Genomic DNA, 17,458 nt, shown 5'->3' with positions numbered 1-17,458 from the left:
ATCAAGTTTTCAAATATTTCCAATATATAAACAATTATGCTGTTTATAAAATCAGTAAATAAAATATAATCATTTTGTGCTACTGATATAGAGCTGGCAACCACCGGCAACAGAATTAGTAATAGTAAAGGCAATCGTTTCATTCTCCATCCTCGTTTTAATTTAACATATATAAAACTAAATGTTTAAGAGGGTAATATTATGTTCTTACTATGAAGAAAGAGTGAAGAAACTGATATAATTACAAAAATATTTAGCAGAGGGATTGTTTTTGCAACTTACAAATGAAGAATTAAAAGATAAAATTAATGAATATAAAAAAAAGTTAAGTGTAGCTGTTGTTGCGCACTTTTATCAAAGAGATGAAGTTTTTGAGATGGCAGACATTACTGGCGATTCACTAGAGCTTGCTATTAGAACGAGAGATGATAATGCAGAATTTGTAGTTTTTTGCGGTGTCGGCTTTATGGGACAAAGCGTGAAAGTACTTTCTCCGAACAAACGAGTAGTTATGCCAAAAGCAGCTTGCTGTGCTATGGCTACCATGATTGATGGTATTCAGTTTGATGAGTCTGTAAAAGCTTTAAACGAAAGCGGTATAACTAATGACAATATTTTACCAATCACTTATATCAACTCAAATGCAGATGTAAAAGCAAAAGTCGGTGAAATGGGCGGTATGGTTTGTACCAGCTCAAATGCAAAAAAAATTATAACAACTGCACTTAAAGAGGGTAAAAAAATTCTTTTTGTACCAGACAGATGTTTAGGGCAAAATATAGCAAACCAGATGGGACTGAAATCTTGTGTTATCGGGGACGGCTCAAACCCTGCTGATTCTGACATAATCTGTTTTAATGGTTTCTGCTCAGTTCATCAGCTTTTCTCAGTAGATGACATAACCTTTTACCGTAAAAAGTTTCCAGGAATTCTTATAGCAACTCATCCTGAATGCGATCCGGCAATTTGTGACGCATCTGATTTTGTCGGTTCAACTTCTCAACTTATAAAGTATATAAAAGAGTTGCCCGCAGAGCAAAAAGTTGCTGTTGGAACAGAATTTAATATGGTAAATCGCCTTCGTCCTAGCAATACTTATATATTGTCTTCCACTAAGCCTGAATGCCCTACAATGAATGAGACAACACTTCAGGATTTATATGACATACTTAAATCAATTGATGAGGGTACACCGCTAAACGAGATACATGTAGATGAAAATACACAAAAATGGGCAAAAATTGCACTAGAGAGAATGTTGGCATTATGATGGATGATTTTGTAAAAGAGTCACTTGCTCAAGATGTTGGACGTGGAGATTTATATGCTTTAGTAGAGCCAAGTATAAGTGCAAGTGCCAGAATTATAGCCAAGAGTGATGGTATTGTCTCAGGAGTTGAATATATAAATGTTTTGGCAAAACTAGAAGATTTTGAGATTACATGGAACGTAAAAGATAGCGAAAGCTTTGTTAAAGGCGATATTTTAGCAACTATTAGTGGAACTTCACATGTACTTCTACGCATAGAGAGAACTCTCTTAAATATGCTTTTACATGCAAGTTCAATCGCAACACTTACTAGAAAGTATGTAGATGTTGTAGAACCTTATGGTGTTAAGCTTTTAGATACAAGAAAAACAAGACCGCTCTTAAGAGTCTTTGAGAAGTATGCTACGAGATGTGGAGGTGCTGTAAACCATAGAATGGGTTTAGATGACTCGCTTATGATAAAAGACACGCATTTAAAAACTATTAGAAACCTAAAAGAGTATATACAAAAGGCTAGAAAACATATCCCATTTACATCAAAGATAGAGGTTGAAGCTGAAACATTTGAGATTGCAAAAGAGGCTTTTTCCAGCGGATGTGACATAGTGATGTGTGACAATATGACGCCAGATCAGATAGTAGAAATTGTCAAATACAGAGATGAAAATTTTTCACATGTACTTTTAGAAGCAAGCGGAAATATTTCACTTGACACTATAGAGTCTTATGCTAAAACAGGTGTCGATGCTATTAGCAGTGGGGCACTGATTCATCAGGCAAATTGGATAGACTTATCTATGAAAATGGACTAAAGTTATAACCAATGGTTGCTGATGCTAAAAAAGAAGAAGATTACATTATTTTGAACGAAAAAGGGACTAGCCCCTTTTTCTGCGCTAAAGCCGCTATGGCTACTAAAGTGAAATTTTTGCAAAATTTTATTGAGTTCTTCTAGGAGATTTTAGATGGCTGATGATGCTGAAAAGACAGAAGAACCCACCCCCAAGAAGATTGAGGATGCCAGAGAAGAGGGGAATGTACCTAAGTCGCAAGATACTTCAGGTGTAATTACTCTCTTTGTTGCAATACTTGCTTTTTTAATGCTTTTTCCATATATGAGCTCACATGTAGTGTTTTTATTTAAATATTACTTTTCACTTATTGGTTCACCACTCGACAAAGCATTTATGATAGATATAGCGATTATTACAATCAGAGAGTTTCTTTTAATTATCATGCCTCTTGCTATTACGGTTGCCATATCTGGTGTTGTTGCTGCACTTGCCCAGTTTGGTTTTTTATTTACAACAAAAGCCATTATGCCAGATTTTAAAAAGATTGACCCAATTAAGGGGACAAAAAATCTTTTTTCTATGAAGAAACTTATAGAGGGCGTTAAGGTGACCTTTAAGTCTTTTACTACTCTAGGAATAGGGTTTTTATTTTTCTTTATATTTATTTTGGAACTACCTACAGTTGCACTTTTTGGACTAGGCGATCAGCTCGATTGGCTTAAGGACAAGATGTTGATAATAGCCTTTGTAATGCTTTTAATTATTTTTATTTTTGCAATAATAGATATTATTATTGTCAGAAAACAATACTTCGATGGGCTTAAAATGAGTAAGCAAGAGATTAAAGATGAGATGAAAAATATGGACGGTGATCCGCTTATAAAAGCAAAAATTCGTCAAATTCAGATGCAGGCATCAAGAAAAAGAATGATGTCGCAAGTTCCAAATGCAGATGTTGTTATAACAAATCCAACCCACTATGCAGTGGCTATAAAATATGATGAAGAGAAGTCACATGCACCCATTGTTGTAGCAAAGGGGATGGATAATATTGCTCAGCAGATTAAAAAGATAGCCCGCGAAAACAATGTACATGTAGTGCAAAATCCACCACTTGCTAGAAGTTTGTACGCCCAAGTCGAGATAGATAAACCAATACCTACCGAGCTTTTTGCAGCAGTAGCAGAGGTGTTGGCGTATGTTTACAAGATGAATAAGAAATAGTATATAATTTTAAAAATAAAAGAGCTTTATGAATGAAATTATACAAAGAATAAAGAATGCAAACCATATTGTTGTTATCTCGCATGTAAATCCTGATGCCGACTCTATTTGCAGTGCGAGTGCTATGTACACTTACCTACTTCAAGAACACAAAAAAGTTTCATGGTTTTGTAAAACTAAAAAAATAGATAGTAAATTGTCATTTATTCCATGGTTTGAGAAAATAAGAGATTCATTCCCATCATCTGCTGATTTAGCCATCTCTCTAGATTGTGGAGATATAAAGAGGTTGGGTGTAGAGTTAGAGTGTGATTTAATAAACATAGACCATCATGCAAGCAATACGAATTTTGGTATGCTTAATCTTGTTGACAGTAATGCGATAAGTACGACTATGGTCTTATTTGATTTGTTTAAAACAAACGGCATTAAGATAAATAAAAAGATGGCAACAGCTCTGTATGGTGGTCTTTTAGATGACTCCAATGGGTTTATGGATGAGAATGTTGATGGCACAATATTTGCTACAATCGGGGAATTGTTAGAGTGCGGTGCAGAGCATAATATTTGTAATAAATTTATTATGAAGAGTGTCTCTTTGGCCGCACTGAGGTTAAAAGCGATAATGTTTAAAAATATGAGACTAGAAGCCGAGGCGCGAATCGCAATCTTCTGTGTAAGTGATGAAGATATGAAATCTACCGGAGCTATCGGACAAGATTGTGAAAGTCCTCTTGAAGAGTCACTTTATTTGCCACATGTAGAAGTTGCATTGCTTTTAAAACAAAATAGTGATTTTACATTAAAAGGCTCTATCCGTTGTACCTCTGGCGTTGATGCTTCAAAAATAGCATCAAACTTTGGAGGCGGAGGACATGCCAGCAGAGCTGGTTTTAACATAAACTCTGTTGTACAGATAGAAGATGTACAAAAAGAAGTTTTAAATTTGATAAAGAAGGAATTATAGTTGAGAAAAAGAAAAAGTAAATCTTCTCTTGTTGCATCATTGTTGTTCGCAACAATAATAGTAGTGGCGTTATATGTATACAACTCTGCAATGTTTGAAAGAGAGATGCCTAATGTTTCTATTAAAAATAATGGTTATTGGAACCTGAAAAACCCACTTGAAGTTTTGATAGAAGATACAAGTGGATTAAAATCATATAAAATTACTTTGAAAAACGGTAATGACGAAACAACTTTAGAACATGAGCGGTTTTTGGTGTTTAAAGAGTCTGTAAAAACAAAAATTGAAGTTCCTAGAAGTGTGTATAACATGAAAGAGAAAGAAATTTCTATTTTAGTTGAGGCAACCGATGCAAGTAAGTGGAACTTTCTTAATGGTAACAGCACGGTAGCAGAGTATAAGTTAAAGATTGACAAGAGAAAACCAAAGCTTAATATTGTTGCACACTCTTATAAGATTAAAAAAGGGGGAGCAGCACTTGTTATTTTTAATGCTGCTGATGAGAATTTAAAAGATATTTATATCCAAACAAACTTTGGAAAAAACTTTAAAGCACAGCCATTTTATAAGGATGGTTATTATATTTCCCTGCTTGCTTGGCCAGTTACTCAGTCAGACTTTAAAGCTACTATCATTGTAAATGATTTTGCGGATAATGAGTCAAAAAGTTATATACCGCTATACCTAAAAGATAATAAATATAAATTGTCAAATATTGAGTTAAGTGATAAGTTCTTAGATGGAAAAATTGCTGAATTAGCTGCAGAATTTTCTGAGACTCAAGGTGTGACAGACAGAATTGAGCAGTTTAAGATTATTAATGAGGATATAAGAGCTAAAAATGAAAACCTTATTCATGACATAACATCTAAAATTTCAGATAATATGATTAGTGATTTTAAAATTAAAGAGATGTACCCGTTGAAAAATGCAGCTATTGTTGCACATTTTGGCGACCATAGATATTACTCCTACAAAGGAAAACAAGTAAGTGAGGCATACCATTTGGGTTTAGACATGGCAAGTAATGCAATGGCAGAGATAAAACCACAAAATGGTGGAGAAGTTGTTTATGCTGATTACAATGGACTTTATGGAAATATGCCAATAATATCTCATGGTTTAGGATTGTATACACTTTACGGTCACTGCTCAAGCCTTAATATTAACAGTGGAGACACAGTAAAGGGCGGTTCACATATAGCAAATACAGGCAAAAGCGGATATGCTATGGGAGATCATTTGCATTTTGGAGTAATAATTCAAGGTGTGGAAGTTCGTCCAGCAGAGTGGATGGACACTACTTGGATGAAGTTAAACATAAGTAATATAATAAAGAGTGCTAAAGATATTATAGACAGAGGATGAGAAATGATATTTTTTCATCAATTAGGTCTAGTTTCAGTGAGGATAATTTATCAAAGAATTCACTTCTTTGGTCAAGGAGATAAATAATGTATCAAACAACTATAAAAAAACCTGTCGAGTTAGTAGGAATTGGTCTTCATAAGGGATCAGCAGTTAAGTTAAGACTAGAACCATTGGATTCAAACAGTGGCATAATATTTTATCGCAGCGATGTAGATGTCGCAATACCTCTTATTCCGGCGAATGTAGTTGATACAAGGATGGCAACTGTAATAGGAAGAGATGGTTATGTTATCTCTACAATAGAGCATATGCTTTCTGCGGTCTACGCATATGGAATAGATAATCTTAAAATCATAGTTGATGCAGATGAAGTTCCGGTTATGGATGGAAGCAGTGCAAGTTTTTGTATGCTTTTGGACGAAGCAGGCAGACAAGAGTTGGATGAACCTAAAAAAGTAATGAAAATTAAAAAAGATGTCATAATTCAAGAGGGTGATAAGTATGTTAAACTTTCTCCATCACCTGATTTAAAGTATGATTTTACTATCAAATTTGCTCATCCGGTTATACAAAAACAAGAGTATGTTTTACATTTTAATAAGCAAAGCTACAAGGAAGAAATATCACGTGCAAGAACTTTCGGCTTTTTGCATGAGGTGCAATATTTGCGTTCAAAAGGGTTAGCTCTTGGAGGCTCACTTGAAAATGCTGTAGTATTGGATGAAAAAAAAGTTCTTAACCCAGAAGGACTGAGGTTCCCAGATGAGTTTGTTCGACATAAAATTTTAGATGCTATTGGTGATATGGCACTTATTGGTATGAATTTTGTAGGAAATTATGAGGCTATGGCAGGTAGCCATGATTTAAACCATAAGCTCACGTTGGAGCTACTAAAAAATCCGGATAATTATGAAGTAATAGAACTTGTTGGTGAAAAAACAAAAGAGTTAGAAAAAGCGTATGCTTAAGAGCGTTGATTTAGTTTTTATAACTCTCTCTTCCCCTATACAGATTGGAATATATGAAGAGAGTAAATTAATAGAGACTATACTCTCTAAAGATAAAAGTTCGGATGTTTTGCCAAAAATATTCAGTGAACTTTTGGGCAGATATAAAATAGAAAAACTTTTTTATACAAATGGACCTGGCAGCTTTATGGCTATAAAAATTGCATATATTTTTTTAAAATCAATAAGTATTTTAAAAAATATACCTCTTTTTGCTACAGATGCATTTTATTTCAATGATAATACACCAATAAAAGCGATTGGAAAGCTACATTTTGTTAAAATTTCGTCAGAAATAAAAACAATAAAGTTAGAAATAGCACCTGAGCCTAATTTTAGGCTTCCAGATGTGCTTGATTATAATGAGTTTAGCACAACAGCAACACCCGTTTATGGTATTGGAGCTGTAGGATAGGAGCAAAGTGACAATAAGTGTACCAGCAACAAGTGCCAACCTTGGACCAGGATTTGATTCATTGGGATTGGCGGTTGATTTAAGAAATATAGTTGAATTTCATCAATCGAAATTTTTTAGTGTATGTATAAAAGGCGAGGGTGAAAATAACCCAAGACTAAAAGGAAATAATCTTTTCGTTAGTATCTTTAATGAACACTACGATAGATTGACTAAAAAAAAGCAAAATTTTAAGTTTACTTTTTACAATCAAATACCAATGTCAAGAGGACTTGGAAGTTCATCTGCTGTAATTGTTTCTGCAATAGCAAGCGCACATGAAGCTGCCGGAATAAGAGTTTCTAAAAGAAGAATACTTAATCATGCCTTAGTGTATGAATCGCATCCTGACAATATTACTCCAGCCGTTATGGGTGGGTTTAATGCTGCAACAGTAGAAAAAAATAAAGTATTTTCTCAAAAAAAACATTTACCAAATTATATTAAAGCGGTTGTAGTTATTCCAAACAAACCGATTAGTACAGCTAAAGCTAGAACGCTTCTTCCAAAATCGTATTCCAAAGAGAATGCAATATATAATCTGTCACATACAGCGCTTAGTGTTGCTGCATTTTTCAATGAAGATTGGGAAATTTTAAAATTGGCATCACAAGACAGATTTCATCAAAAAGCTAGAATGAAATCTTTACCGGAACTGTTTAGTGTTCAAAAAATAGCATATGAGAGTGGGGCATTGATGAGTACTCTGTCTGGAAGCGGTTCTACGTTTTTTTCAATGGTGTATGATGAAGACTCAGCAGTTATTGCAAGTAAACTAAAGCAAAAATTTCCTGATTTTATAGTTAAAGAGTTAGATTTTGACAATGATGGTCTAATAATAGAGAGATAAGTTGTTAATATCATCTATAAATCAAGGAACTTTTAGGTACAATGGCGAAAAAATTTAACCAACCTCTTAGAATGTGTATATCTTGTAGAGAGAGAGATACGCAGAGTAATCTTCTTAGACTTCAGTGTGTTGAAACGCAACTTAGTCTTTTTAGAGGAACCGGTAGAAGTTTTTATTTATGTAAAATTTGTCAACAAGACCAAAAAAAAGTCTTAAAAGCACTTATGCGACAGTGTAAAAGTGGCGATAAAGATAAATTTTCGAATATACTAAAGGAGATCATCACTGATGACAGAAAAAGTTAGAGTACACGAAATTGCAAAAGAGCTAGGAATAGCTTCTAAAGATGTAGTTAAAAAAGCCTCAGATATGGGTATCGAAGTAAAATCAGCAAATAGTACAGTGTCTATGGAAGAAGCTGAAGGATTGATGAACTATATTATGAATGGTGAAGTTGCAGAGGCTCCTACATCGGTAAGTAAATCGCCTGCAAAAGTTACAAGTGAGACTCCTAGTGTAAACGAAACTCCTGAAAAAAACGAAGCAAATAAAGAAACTTCTGATGTTAAAAAAATTGTGCCAAATAAAGTAAAAATAGAGACACAAGAGGAGAGCCATGTCGAGAAGACTACTCCTACAGAAGAAAAAGAAGTAAAAAAAGAAGTAGCAGAAAAGCCTGAGACGGAATTAAAAGAAGTTAATAAAACTGCTCTTAATATAGTAGAACCTAAAAAAATGTTGATTAAGAGATCAGGGCTTAAGATTGTAAAAAAGAAACAGCCAAAAGTTGAAGAAAAATTTGCTCTTCCTGAAAAACAAGCAACAATATCTTCATATGGTAAAATGAGCGCAGAAGCTTTAGAAGAATTGGCTACTAAGAAAAAAACAAAGCAGCATTCCGCTACAGCTAAAAAACAAACTCAAGGTACAAAAATAGATGTTTTTGGTGGTTCAATGGCAGAAGTTTCTATGGATATGGACAATCAGGTTACACTTCTAGACCTTAACTCTACAGAGCGTAGAGATATGATGCCTGAACAACCAAGAAAACCAAGAGAGCCTAAACCAATAGGTAGAAATGCCAACAAAAAAGCAGCACCAAGAGGAAGAAAAGTTTCTCGTGATAAGAGAAAAACATACCTGAAAAATAAACCTGAAGATGTAATAGTAACTCATGTAGAGATACCCGAAGATATTCGTGTTTATGAATTTGCAGAAAAACTAAACCGTCCTATATCAGATATTATTAAAGTTCTTTTCGATCTTGGTATGATGATGACAAAAAATGATTTTTTAGGAAATGATGAGATTGAAATTCTTTCTGAAGAGTTTGGTGTAGAGGTTACTATTATTGATCCTAAAGATGAGTTTACTCATACTGAAGAAGACATAGAAGAGGATCCAGATGCTACTGAAAGACCTCCTGTAATTACGATAATGGGTCACGTAGATCATGGTAAAACTTCACTTTTAGATGCTATTCGTAAGGCAAAAGTTACTCAAGCAGAAGCTGGTGGGATAACTCAACATATTGGTGCTTATACTATAGAACAACATGGTAAAGCGATTACATTTATTGATACTCCTGGTCACGCAGCATTCTCTCATATGCGTCAGCGCGGTACAGATGTGACAGATATTATCGTAATCGTTGTTGCGGCTGATGATGGTGTTAAGCCTCAAACTGAAGAGGTTATTAAGCTTGCTAAAGAGTCGGGTGCTCCGGTTATAATAGCTTTAAATAAAATGGATAAAGAGACTGCTCAACCAGATATGGTTAAAGGTCAAATGGCAGAGCGTGGAATGAACCCTGTTGATTGGGGTGGAGATATTGAGTTTATTCCAGTTTCTGCAAAAAGCGGAATGGGAATTGATGACTTACTTGAAAATATTCTTCTTGTAGCAGATGTATTAGAGCTTAAGGCAAATGAAAATGCTATGGCTAAAGCAGCTGTTGTTGAATCATCACTTGAAAAAGGTCGTGGTCCTGTTGCAACAGTAATAGTTCAAAACGGTACACTTAAAGTTGGTGATTTTGTTGTTTGTGGTAGTGCTTATGGTCGTGTTAAAGCGCTTATAGATGAGAACAATAAACAAGTTAAATTTTTAAAACCTAGTCATACTGCTGTTGTTGCAGGTCTTAATGAAGTTCCAGCTTCAGGTGAAGTTATGATGGCTATGGCTAATGAAAAAGAAGCAAAAGAGTATGCTCAAAAAAGACATGAGTATGATAGACATAAAGAGCTTTCACATAGTACTAAGTCGTCATTAGAAGATATGACTTCTATGATTGCAGAGGGTAGACTTAAATCTCTTAAAGTTGTACTTAAAACAGATGTTCACGGTTCACTAGAGGCTATCCAAAGTTCACTTAATGAATTGAGAAATGAAGAAGTTAAAGTAAATGTAATTAGTTCTGGTGTTGGTGGAATTACAGAAAATGATGTAGAACTAGTAAACAACAGTGAAAATTGTGTACTTCTTGGTTTCAATGTTCGTCCAACAGGTAGTGTTAAGGCACTAGCAAAACAGAAAAATGTTGAGATAAAAACTTACTCAATTATCTACCAATTATTAGATGATATTACAGGAATGCTTACTGGTATGATGGCTCCTAAATACACTGAAGAAAACACTGGACAAGCAGAAGTTAAAGATGTGTTTAAAATACCAAAAGGTATGGTTGCTGGTTGTACAGTTGTGGATGGTAAACTTGTACGTGGCGGAATGGTTCGTGTTATACGTGAAGGCGTCGTAATTTACGAGGGTAAATTGACATCTCTAAAACGTTTTAAAGATGATGTTGAAGAGATTGGACGCGGTTATGAGTGTGGTGTCGTTATAAGTGGTTACGATGATGTAATAGCTGGCGATGTTATTGAAACATTCAAAAAAGTTGAGCAAAAAGTTTCTCTGTGACAGAAGCTCAAATAAAGCTAAAAAGAACAGAATCACTTCTTTTGGAGTTGATTCCTGAAGCTTTAGGCAGTTTAAATGATAAAAGGCTACATGTACTGAGTGTCATTGAAGTTAAATGTTCTCGCGGAAAAAGTGATGCTAAAGTTTATCTTGATCCAGCTTCATTTACAGAAGAAGAAAAAAAAGAGTATATGAAATTACTCCGTAATGCACGCCCGATTGTTGAAACATTTTGTCTTAAAGATCAGGGTTGGTTTCGTAGTCCGAAATTAACATTTGAGTTTGACGAACAACTAAAAAAATCTCAAAGTATAGAAGAACTTTTTAAAAAAATAGCTAAGGATTAAACATGAGTCTAGAGAGTGATATTAATTCATTAGTCAAGTCGGTTGATTTAGAACTATATGATACATCAATAGTTAGAGAAGGTGATGATACAATCTATAGAGTCAGTGTTTTGTCTTCTGAGATAGAAGATGGGAAAAGAAAAGGTGTGAGTCTCGATTCATGCGTTGAGTTGACTCATCTTATATCTCCGCTTCTTGATGTAACACCTCCAATTTCAGGAGATTACAGACTTGAAGTTGGTAGTCCTGGAATTGAGAGAAAAATATCTTCTGTTAAACAGTTTGAAATGTGTGTTGGTGAAAAAGTTTCTATTAGTTTAAAGGCTGTCGATAAAATTAGGGATAAAATTAGAGGTTTGCTTACAAAAGTTGAAGACTCTAAAATTTTTCTAGAAATTGATGGTGAAGAGATCTCTATAGATTATGGAGAAATTTCAAAAGCTAGAACATATTTTGAATGGTAATCAACGCTAACTTTTATATGGACCTAGCCGTTAGAGAGGCTTGGAGATATCAAGGTTTAACTTATCCAAATCCGGCAGTTGGCTGTACAGTTGTCGGACTTAGCGGAGAAATTCTTGCTGTAGAGGCTCATAAGCGTGCGGGGGGACCACATGCTGAAGTTGAAGCTCTTAAAACTGCATACTTTAAACTAACAAATGATGAAGGTATTTTAAATATTTTATCTTCATCTGAAATACACGCTTACCTTTTAAAAAATCACAAAAACTGTTTTAAAAATGTTTCACTTTATACAACACTAGAGCCATGTTCACACATTGGTAAAACACCATCATGTGCCACGCTTATATCTTCATTGGGGATAAAAACTCTTTTTGTCGGCTCAAATGATACAAATGAAGAAGCCTCCGGCGGCAATGAAATTCTAAGTAAATCAGGCCTACATGTAGAGATGAATATTTTAAAAGATGAGTGTGATGCTTTATTAAGACCTTTTAATAAATGGACTCAAAAAAGTTTTGTTTTTTTCAAATGGGCACAAAGGCTCAACGGCACAACAGATTGTGGAATTATAAGCTCGCAAGAGTCTAGAATAAACGTGCACGCTATGAGAGACAAATGTGATTTATTGGTTATTGGCGGAAATACTGTTAGAGTTGACAGACCAACTTTAGATGCTCGTTTGATTAACGGCAAGGCACCGGATGTTTTGATTATATCAAAAAGCAAAGATTTTGACATGAGTATCCCTCTGTTTGGTGTAAAAAATAGAAAAGTCATAATATCAGATAATTTTTCTACATGTAGAGATTATAAAAATATTATGATAGAGGGAAGTTCAAAAATGCTTGAGCTATCTCGTGACATTATTGATTATTATCTATGTTACTTAGCTCCAACAGTCGGAGGAAGTAACAGTTTCACAAAATTAGATGATAAGTTTAAGATTTTAAATGTACAAAAAGAAGCACAAGATATAATTATGTGGATGAAAAGGGAATTATAAATTATGGAAAAACAAGAAAAAATAGTATCTATGTTTGATAACATAGCTCCAACATACGATACCGCAAATCGTGTTATGAGTATGGGAGTAGACAAAAGCTGGAGACGCAAAGCTTGTGATTTAGCTTATGAGTTTTATGCTAAAGACTCTTTGGATAAAATTGTAGATGTTGCTTGTGGAACTGGTGATATGATGGACTTCTGGAAAAAAAGAGCAGAAGTAAACGGCATATCAATTGGTGAAATAGTCGGTGTTGATCCCTCTAATGGCATGGTCAATGTTGCAAGAGAAAAATATCCAAAGTTTATGTACCATATATCAAAGGCGACAGAAATCCCAATGCCAGATTGTGGTGCAGATATTTTAAGTATTACATATGGAATCAGAAATGTTGTTGAGAGAGCAGAAGCGCTAATAGAGTTCAACAGAGTTCTTAAAAAAGATGGACTTGTTGTAATATTGGAGTTTATGAAAAATGAAAATCCTTCAATATTTGGAAAAATTAGAGATTTTTATATGAATAAAATATTGCCAAAGATTGGTGGATTTATCTCTAAAAATTTAGAAGCATATGAGTATTTACCAAATTCAATAGAAGATTTTTCAACAGTTGAGAATATGAAAAAAGAGCTTGAAAATGCAGGTTTTGAAATGCTTTACGTGAAAAGTTTTTCAATGGATATTTCAACTCTTCTTATTGCTAAAAAAATATAATTTCCTACAAAGATGAAACTTTGAATATATTAAATGTTTCATCGCTGAATGAGCAGATTAAGACTCTTCTTGAGAGTACTTTCTCTCGTGTATTGGTTGATGGAGAGCTCTCCCGCATAACTTTTCATAACAGTGGACATATCTACTTCACTCTAAAAGATTCAACATCAACAATTAAAGCAGTAATGTTTAAAGGCAATGCTTCAAAGTTGAAATTTCAACTCAAAGAGGGGCTAAAAGTTATACTCGATGGTGCAGTTACTCTTTATAAACCACGCGGCGAGTATCAGATTAACTGTTTTAGCATTGAACCATCAGGACAAGGTGCTTTGGCCTTGGCCTATGAGCAACTAAAAAGTAAGTTGTCAGAACAAGGATATTTTGATACGCAAAGAAAACAACAACTTCCAAGATTTCCTAAAAAAATAGCACTTATTACCTCCGCAACTGGTGCAGCCTTGCAAGATATGTTAAGAGTAGCAAATACAAGATACAGAGCTTTGGAGATAGATATATATGATGTTTTAGTTCAAGGTGAGAGTGCGGCTTATTCCATAGCAAATGCAATTGGATATAGTGATAAAAAAGAGTATGATATTATCGTTATAGGTCGTGGCGGTGGAAGTATTGAGGATTTATGGGCTTTTAATGAAGAGATTGTAGCAGATGCAATATTTAAAGCTAAAACTCCTGTAGTCTCCGCAGTCGGTCATGAAATAGACTGGGTTATAAGTGATTTTGTTTCAGATTTGCGAGCACCAACACCTAGTGCCGCAATGGAGATGATTCTTCCAGATACCAATGAGTTGTACCAATATATGGACTCTTTATCAACGCAGTATTCACAAATATTGTCACAGAAGCTATTTAACTCAAAACAAGAACTTACTCACCTGATAAACTCATACTCGCAGCACTCTGTAGAGAGAAAAATTACGCAAAAACTTTACGAAATAAAACAGATAAAAGAGTCATTTTACCAGACAATATCGTTTAAAATGCAAAACTTTTCCAAAGAGATGCAAAGTGTTAAAGAGAGCTTCCCTCATATTATTGATTCAAAAGTAAATATTGCTAAAAATCAGATTGTTACTCTACAAAAGATGTTAGAATCTAATCATCCAAAACTAAAGAGCAAAAAAGGTTTTGCACAAATATCTAAAAATGCAAAAGTGATAGATATTTCGTCCCTACATGTAGATGAAATTTTTGATGTTCAAAGTGATAAAATAAGTATAAGTGCAAAAGTTATTAAAATAAGTAAAAAATAGGAGCTATATATGAATTATCCAGAGTTTTTCAAAAGTTTAGAGCTTATTAAAGTTCAAGACCCGCTATCAGCCATTTTAGGTGCATTCGAGATGGGGATATATGAGTTTAATTATTTGGATGTTGTAAAATCGGCAGGGCACAGTTGCCCTACGGTTGCAGGCGCTTACCTTATTACATTAGAGGCAATAAAAGCACTCTACCCAAATGGACCGGCAGTTAGAGGAGAGATAAAGGTAGAGTTTAAAGAGGAGTTACAAGAGGGCGTTGCAGGTGTTATAAGTAATGTTGTTTCTCAAATAACAGGAGCAACCGATAAGAGCGGATTTAAAGGATTGTCTGGCAAATTTGCCCGTCATTCATTAATGAACTTCAGCTCAAATATTAGTTCATCCGCAAGATTTACAAGAGTAGATAGCGGTAAAAGTGTGGATGTTTTTTATGATCCATCTCCAGTTGCTCCAAGCCCTAGTATGAATCCGCTAATGCAAAAAATTATGGGTGGTTTGGCTGAGCCAAAAGAGATAAAAGAGTTTGGTGAACTTTGGCAAGAGAGAGTAAAAAGAATTTTTGAGAATAGTTCTAGTGTAATTAGAGTTGTAGAGCTCTAATTACATCTACTTTAAGGTAAGAGCCGGAAAATATGTATGAAGAGTCACAGCAGTGCTTGCTGAGAGTTTTTTCATAAGTTTTTCGAACTTATCTTCTTTGTTCCATATTGGGTTTGCCACTCCACTTAGTTCAACAACTCTTATCTTTGCATCATAGCTCACACCGATACTATCTATTAGACCAACATCTTTTGCCTGATGCGCCGTAAATATATGAGCATTGGCATAGAAATCTCTTTTATTAATATCTAGACCTCTAGCACTTGCTACATCAGTTGTAAACAGATCGTAAGTCCCATTTATTACCTTGTTTAACTCATTTATTTCATAAGGAGCCCAAGCTCTATCACCTGTTCCGACTTTTTTATATTTACCAGCCTGCACACTTTGGGATTTTACACCTATTTTGCTCATAAGCTCACTTAAGTCAGCTCCCTGCATAATAACTCCAATACTTCCAACCATTGAACCAGGGTTTGCAATAATTTCATTTGCCCAAATACTTGCATAATAACTACCGCTTGCGATAGTTCCTCCAGCATAAGCAACAACAGGTTTTTTCTCTTTTAGTCTTTTTATTGCATATGCCACCTCTATAGATGGAGCGACAGCCCCTCCTGGAGAATCAACAACAAATAAAACACCTTTTATAGAGTCATTATAAGTTGCATCATCAATCTGCTGTAAAACTTCAGAGACCTCCATTATTGGTCCTACCAAGTTTATCTGCTGCAAATTGTTTGGTGTAAAATCTTTTTCATTATCAGGTGCGAATATCAAAAAAAGTATGAGTAAAAATATCATAGCTTTGAAGTGATTTTGAATAAATCCTAAAGTTGCAGTAATTGGTGAAAATATTGTTTTTAATGTTTGCATTAAATACCCTTTTTTAGTTTTCCGTTTATATAAATTTTAGAGACATTATATCTATGAAGTATTAAATGGATGGCTAACTCATCATTTGGTTCATTATCCAAATCTAAAACAATCATATCAGCATTTTTACCCTGACTTATCTCTCCCGTGTTAAGTCCAAGTGCCAAAGCAGCACCCTTTGTAACGCTATTTATAAGTTTTTTTGCCAACTCTAACAAAGGCATGTCAGTATGCATAAAAAGTGCAATTTTCATCTCTTCAAAAAGGTCAAGTTTATAGTTTGAGCTAAGTCCGTCGGTGGCTGTAATCCAGTTGATATTTAATTTATCAAGTTTGGCTAAATCAAGTGCTCCGTTTCCTAAAAGTCTGTTTGAAATTGGACAATGAATGACAGTATGTCCATTGGATGATATATTGTTTAGTTCTTTATCCTCAGCTTTAACCGCATGTGTAAGGAGAGTTTTTTGTCCATCGAAATATTCTAAAAATTCATGAGAATCACTAATAGCGCTATTTTGATTTAATAAGTTTTTAAAAAAATCTTTAAAATCTCCATCACTGTTGTCAAGCCACTCTCTTTCGGCTTTACTCTCCATAAAATGGGCAGTAAGTTTTAATTTTTCATTTTTAACAATACCAAGAGCTTTTTTGATTAAAACAGGATGTACAGAGTAGGGTGAATGAATCGCTACAGCCGGGTAAAATCCTTCTCTTTTTACACTTTTAGAGGCATCTAAACGAGCTAAAAAATCACCAAATAATGCGTCAGCCATAGTCGCTTGAGAACCAATAAGTTCATTGAAAAACACAACATTCTGGGGGGCATTTTGACAAGCTTCTAAATCCATTCCATGAGAGCTTATTGCCCCAAATGTTGTTATCCCTGACTCTAACATTGAGTCTATTGCTTTTACCATACAGTCGTTTTTACACCCATCTATAAGCTCTTCGCGATTCTCTATAACACTATAAAGCCAGGAGATAAAATCACCATAACTAAGGTTTGTCTTGTTGGCGCTAAACTCTACATGTACATGTGCGTTTATTAGCCCTGGCATCAAAAGTGAGTTCTCTTTTAAAATTGTAATTTCAGCATCAGGAAACTCTTCTTTAAGCTCATTAAGAGGAGCGATTTTTTTGATTGTTTTGTCAAAGGCTACTGACATATTTGAAAGTAGTTTATTTGGTGTTAAAATATAATTTGGAACTATAATTTGCATATATACTCTTTAGAAGTTGAATTTTGTATAATTTAAAATAGATTATGCTTAATTTAGATAAAATAACTCCTTAAAAGTTTAAACAATTAAATAAAAA

Annotated in this window: 19 protein-coding genes; 17 read left to right on the top strand and 2 right to left on the bottom strand. The window is 34.4% G+C overall.

The genetic code is table 11. The features are described from left to right. Nucleotides 1-271 precede the first annotated feature (271 nt). The 17 genes from nadA to HUE88_RS09005 all read left to right on the top strand — a co-directional run bounded on the left by nadA (nt 272) and on the right by HUE88_RS09005 (nt 15,265). Complete coding sequence (gene nadA / locus HUE88_RS09080) at nt 272-1,270, top strand: quinolinate synthase NadA (RefSeq protein WP_194368391.1); 999 nt, start codon at nt 272-274, stop codon at nt 1,268-1,270. After that, complete coding sequence (nadC, locus tag HUE88_RS09075) at nt 1,267-2,082, top strand: carboxylating nicotinate-nucleotide diphosphorylase (protein WP_194372607.1); 816 nt, start codon at nt 1,267-1,269, stop codon at nt 2,080-2,082. The genes nadA and nadC overlap by 4 nt, the downstream gene beginning before the upstream one ends. A gap of 11 nt (nt 2,083-2,093) precedes the next feature. Beyond that, nucleotides 2,094-2,225 (top strand): hypothetical protein, encoded by a 132-nt coding sequence (locus tag HUE88_RS14030; protein WP_268245914.1) that lies wholly within the window; start codon nt 2,094-2,096, stop codon nt 2,223-2,225. Nucleotides 2,226-2,235: 10 nt separating this feature from the next. After that, on the top strand, nt 2,236-3,288 hold the full coding sequence (flhB, locus tag HUE88_RS09070; RefSeq protein WP_194368390.1) for a flagellar biosynthesis protein FlhB: 1,053 nt from the start codon (nt 2,236-2,238) through the stop codon (nt 3,286-3,288). 28 nt (nt 3,289-3,316) lie between these two features. Further along, complete coding sequence (locus tag HUE88_RS09065; protein ID WP_194368389.1) at nt 3,317-4,255, top strand: DHH family phosphoesterase; 939 nt, start codon at nt 3,317-3,319, stop codon at nt 4,253-4,255. Beyond that, nucleotides 4,256-5,623, top strand: a complete 1,368-nt coding sequence (pgp6, locus tag HUE88_RS09060) for a peptidoglycan metallopeptidase Pgp6 (RefSeq protein WP_194368388.1) — start codon at nt 4,256-4,258, stop codon at nt 5,621-5,623. Nucleotides 5,624-5,709: 86 nt separating this feature from the next. After that, nucleotides 5,710-6,594: a UDP-3-O-acyl-N-acetylglucosamine deacetylase gene (gene lpxC, locus HUE88_RS09055; RefSeq protein WP_194368387.1), complete on the top strand. Its 885-nt coding sequence runs from the start codon at nt 5,710-5,712 to the stop codon at nt 6,592-6,594. Then, nucleotides 6,587-7,048, top strand: coding sequence for a hypothetical protein (locus HUE88_RS09050; RefSeq protein ID WP_194368386.1), 462 nt, complete (start codon nt 6,587-6,589; stop codon nt 7,046-7,048). Before lpxC ends, HUE88_RS09050 begins: the two co-directional genes overlap by 8 nt. Nucleotides 7,049-7,055: 7 nt before the next feature. Next, nucleotides 7,056-7,937 (top strand): homoserine kinase, encoded by an 882-nt coding sequence (thrB, locus tag HUE88_RS09045; protein WP_194368385.1) that lies wholly within the window; start codon nt 7,056-7,058, stop codon nt 7,935-7,937. A 41-nt stretch (nt 7,938-7,978) separates the two neighbouring features. Next, nucleotides 7,979-8,242, top strand: coding sequence for a YlxR family protein (locus tag HUE88_RS09040; protein ID WP_194368384.1), 264 nt, complete (start codon nt 7,979-7,981; stop codon nt 8,240-8,242). Then, on the top strand, nt 8,226-10,856 hold the full coding sequence (gene infB, locus HUE88_RS09035) for a translation initiation factor IF-2 (protein WP_194368383.1): 2,631 nt from the start codon (nt 8,226-8,228) through the stop codon (nt 10,854-10,856). Before HUE88_RS09040 ends, infB begins: the two co-directional genes overlap by 17 nt. Then, nucleotides 10,853-11,203 carry a 30S ribosome-binding factor RbfA gene (gene rbfA / locus HUE88_RS09030; protein WP_194368382.1) on the top strand — a complete coding sequence of 117 codons (351 nt, stop codon included), beginning with the start codon at nt 10,853-10,855 and terminating at the stop codon, nt 11,201-11,203. The genes infB and rbfA overlap by 4 nt, the downstream gene beginning before the upstream one ends. Before the next feature lie 2 nt (nt 11,204-11,205). Continuing rightward, entirely contained in the window at nt 11,206-11,667 is a 462-nt protein-coding gene (locus HUE88_RS09025) for a ribosome maturation factor RimP (protein ID WP_194368381.1), read from the top strand. After that, entirely contained in the window at nt 11,661-12,671 is a 1,011-nt protein-coding gene (gene ribD, locus HUE88_RS09020) for a bifunctional diaminohydroxyphosphoribosylaminopyrimidine deaminase/5-amino-6-(5-phosphoribosylamino)uracil reductase RibD (protein WP_194368380.1), read from the top strand. The genes HUE88_RS09025 and ribD overlap by 7 nt, the downstream gene beginning before the upstream one ends. Before the next feature lie 3 nt (nt 12,672-12,674). Continuing rightward, nucleotides 12,675-13,385, top strand: a complete 711-nt coding sequence (gene ubiE / locus HUE88_RS09015; RefSeq protein ID WP_194368379.1) for a bifunctional demethylmenaquinone methyltransferase/2-methoxy-6-polyprenyl-1,4-benzoquinol methylase UbiE — start codon at nt 12,675-12,677, stop codon at nt 13,383-13,385. A 20-nt stretch (nt 13,386-13,405) separates the two neighbouring features. Further along, nucleotides 13,406-14,656: an exodeoxyribonuclease VII large subunit gene (xseA, locus tag HUE88_RS09010; RefSeq protein WP_194368378.1), complete on the top strand. Its 1,251-nt coding sequence runs from the start codon at nt 13,406-13,408 to the stop codon at nt 14,654-14,656. Nucleotides 14,657-14,665: 9 nt separating this feature from the next. After that, on the top strand, nt 14,666-15,265 hold the full coding sequence (locus tag HUE88_RS09005) for a hypothetical protein (RefSeq protein ID WP_194368377.1): 600 nt from the start codon (nt 14,666-14,668) through the stop codon (nt 15,263-15,265). Nucleotides 15,266-15,271: 6 nt separating this feature from the next. Here the strand turns inward: HUE88_RS09005 and sppA are convergent, their stop codons facing one another. Together sppA and mqnF are read right to left on the bottom strand one after the other, a co-directional pair. Next, on the bottom strand, nt 15,272-16,141 hold the full coding sequence (sppA, locus tag HUE88_RS09000; protein ID WP_194368376.1) for a signal peptide peptidase SppA: 870 nt from the start codon (nt 16,139-16,141) through the stop codon (nt 15,272-15,274). Beyond that, a complete protein-coding gene (mqnF, locus tag HUE88_RS08995) occupies nt 16,141-17,361 on the bottom strand; it encodes an aminofutalosine deaminase family hydrolase (protein WP_194368375.1) in 1,221 nt (406 codons plus the stop codon). The genes sppA and mqnF overlap by 1 nt, the downstream gene beginning before the upstream one ends. Nucleotides 17,362-17,458: the final 97 nt, after the last annotated feature.

Source organism: Candidatus Sulfurimonas baltica, from assembly GCF_015265455.1.
Classification (GTDB): domain Bacteria; phylum Campylobacterota; class Campylobacteria; order Campylobacterales; family Sulfurimonadaceae; genus Sulfurimonas; species Sulfurimonas baltica.
This window is presented reverse-complemented; position numbering and strand designations above follow the sequence as displayed.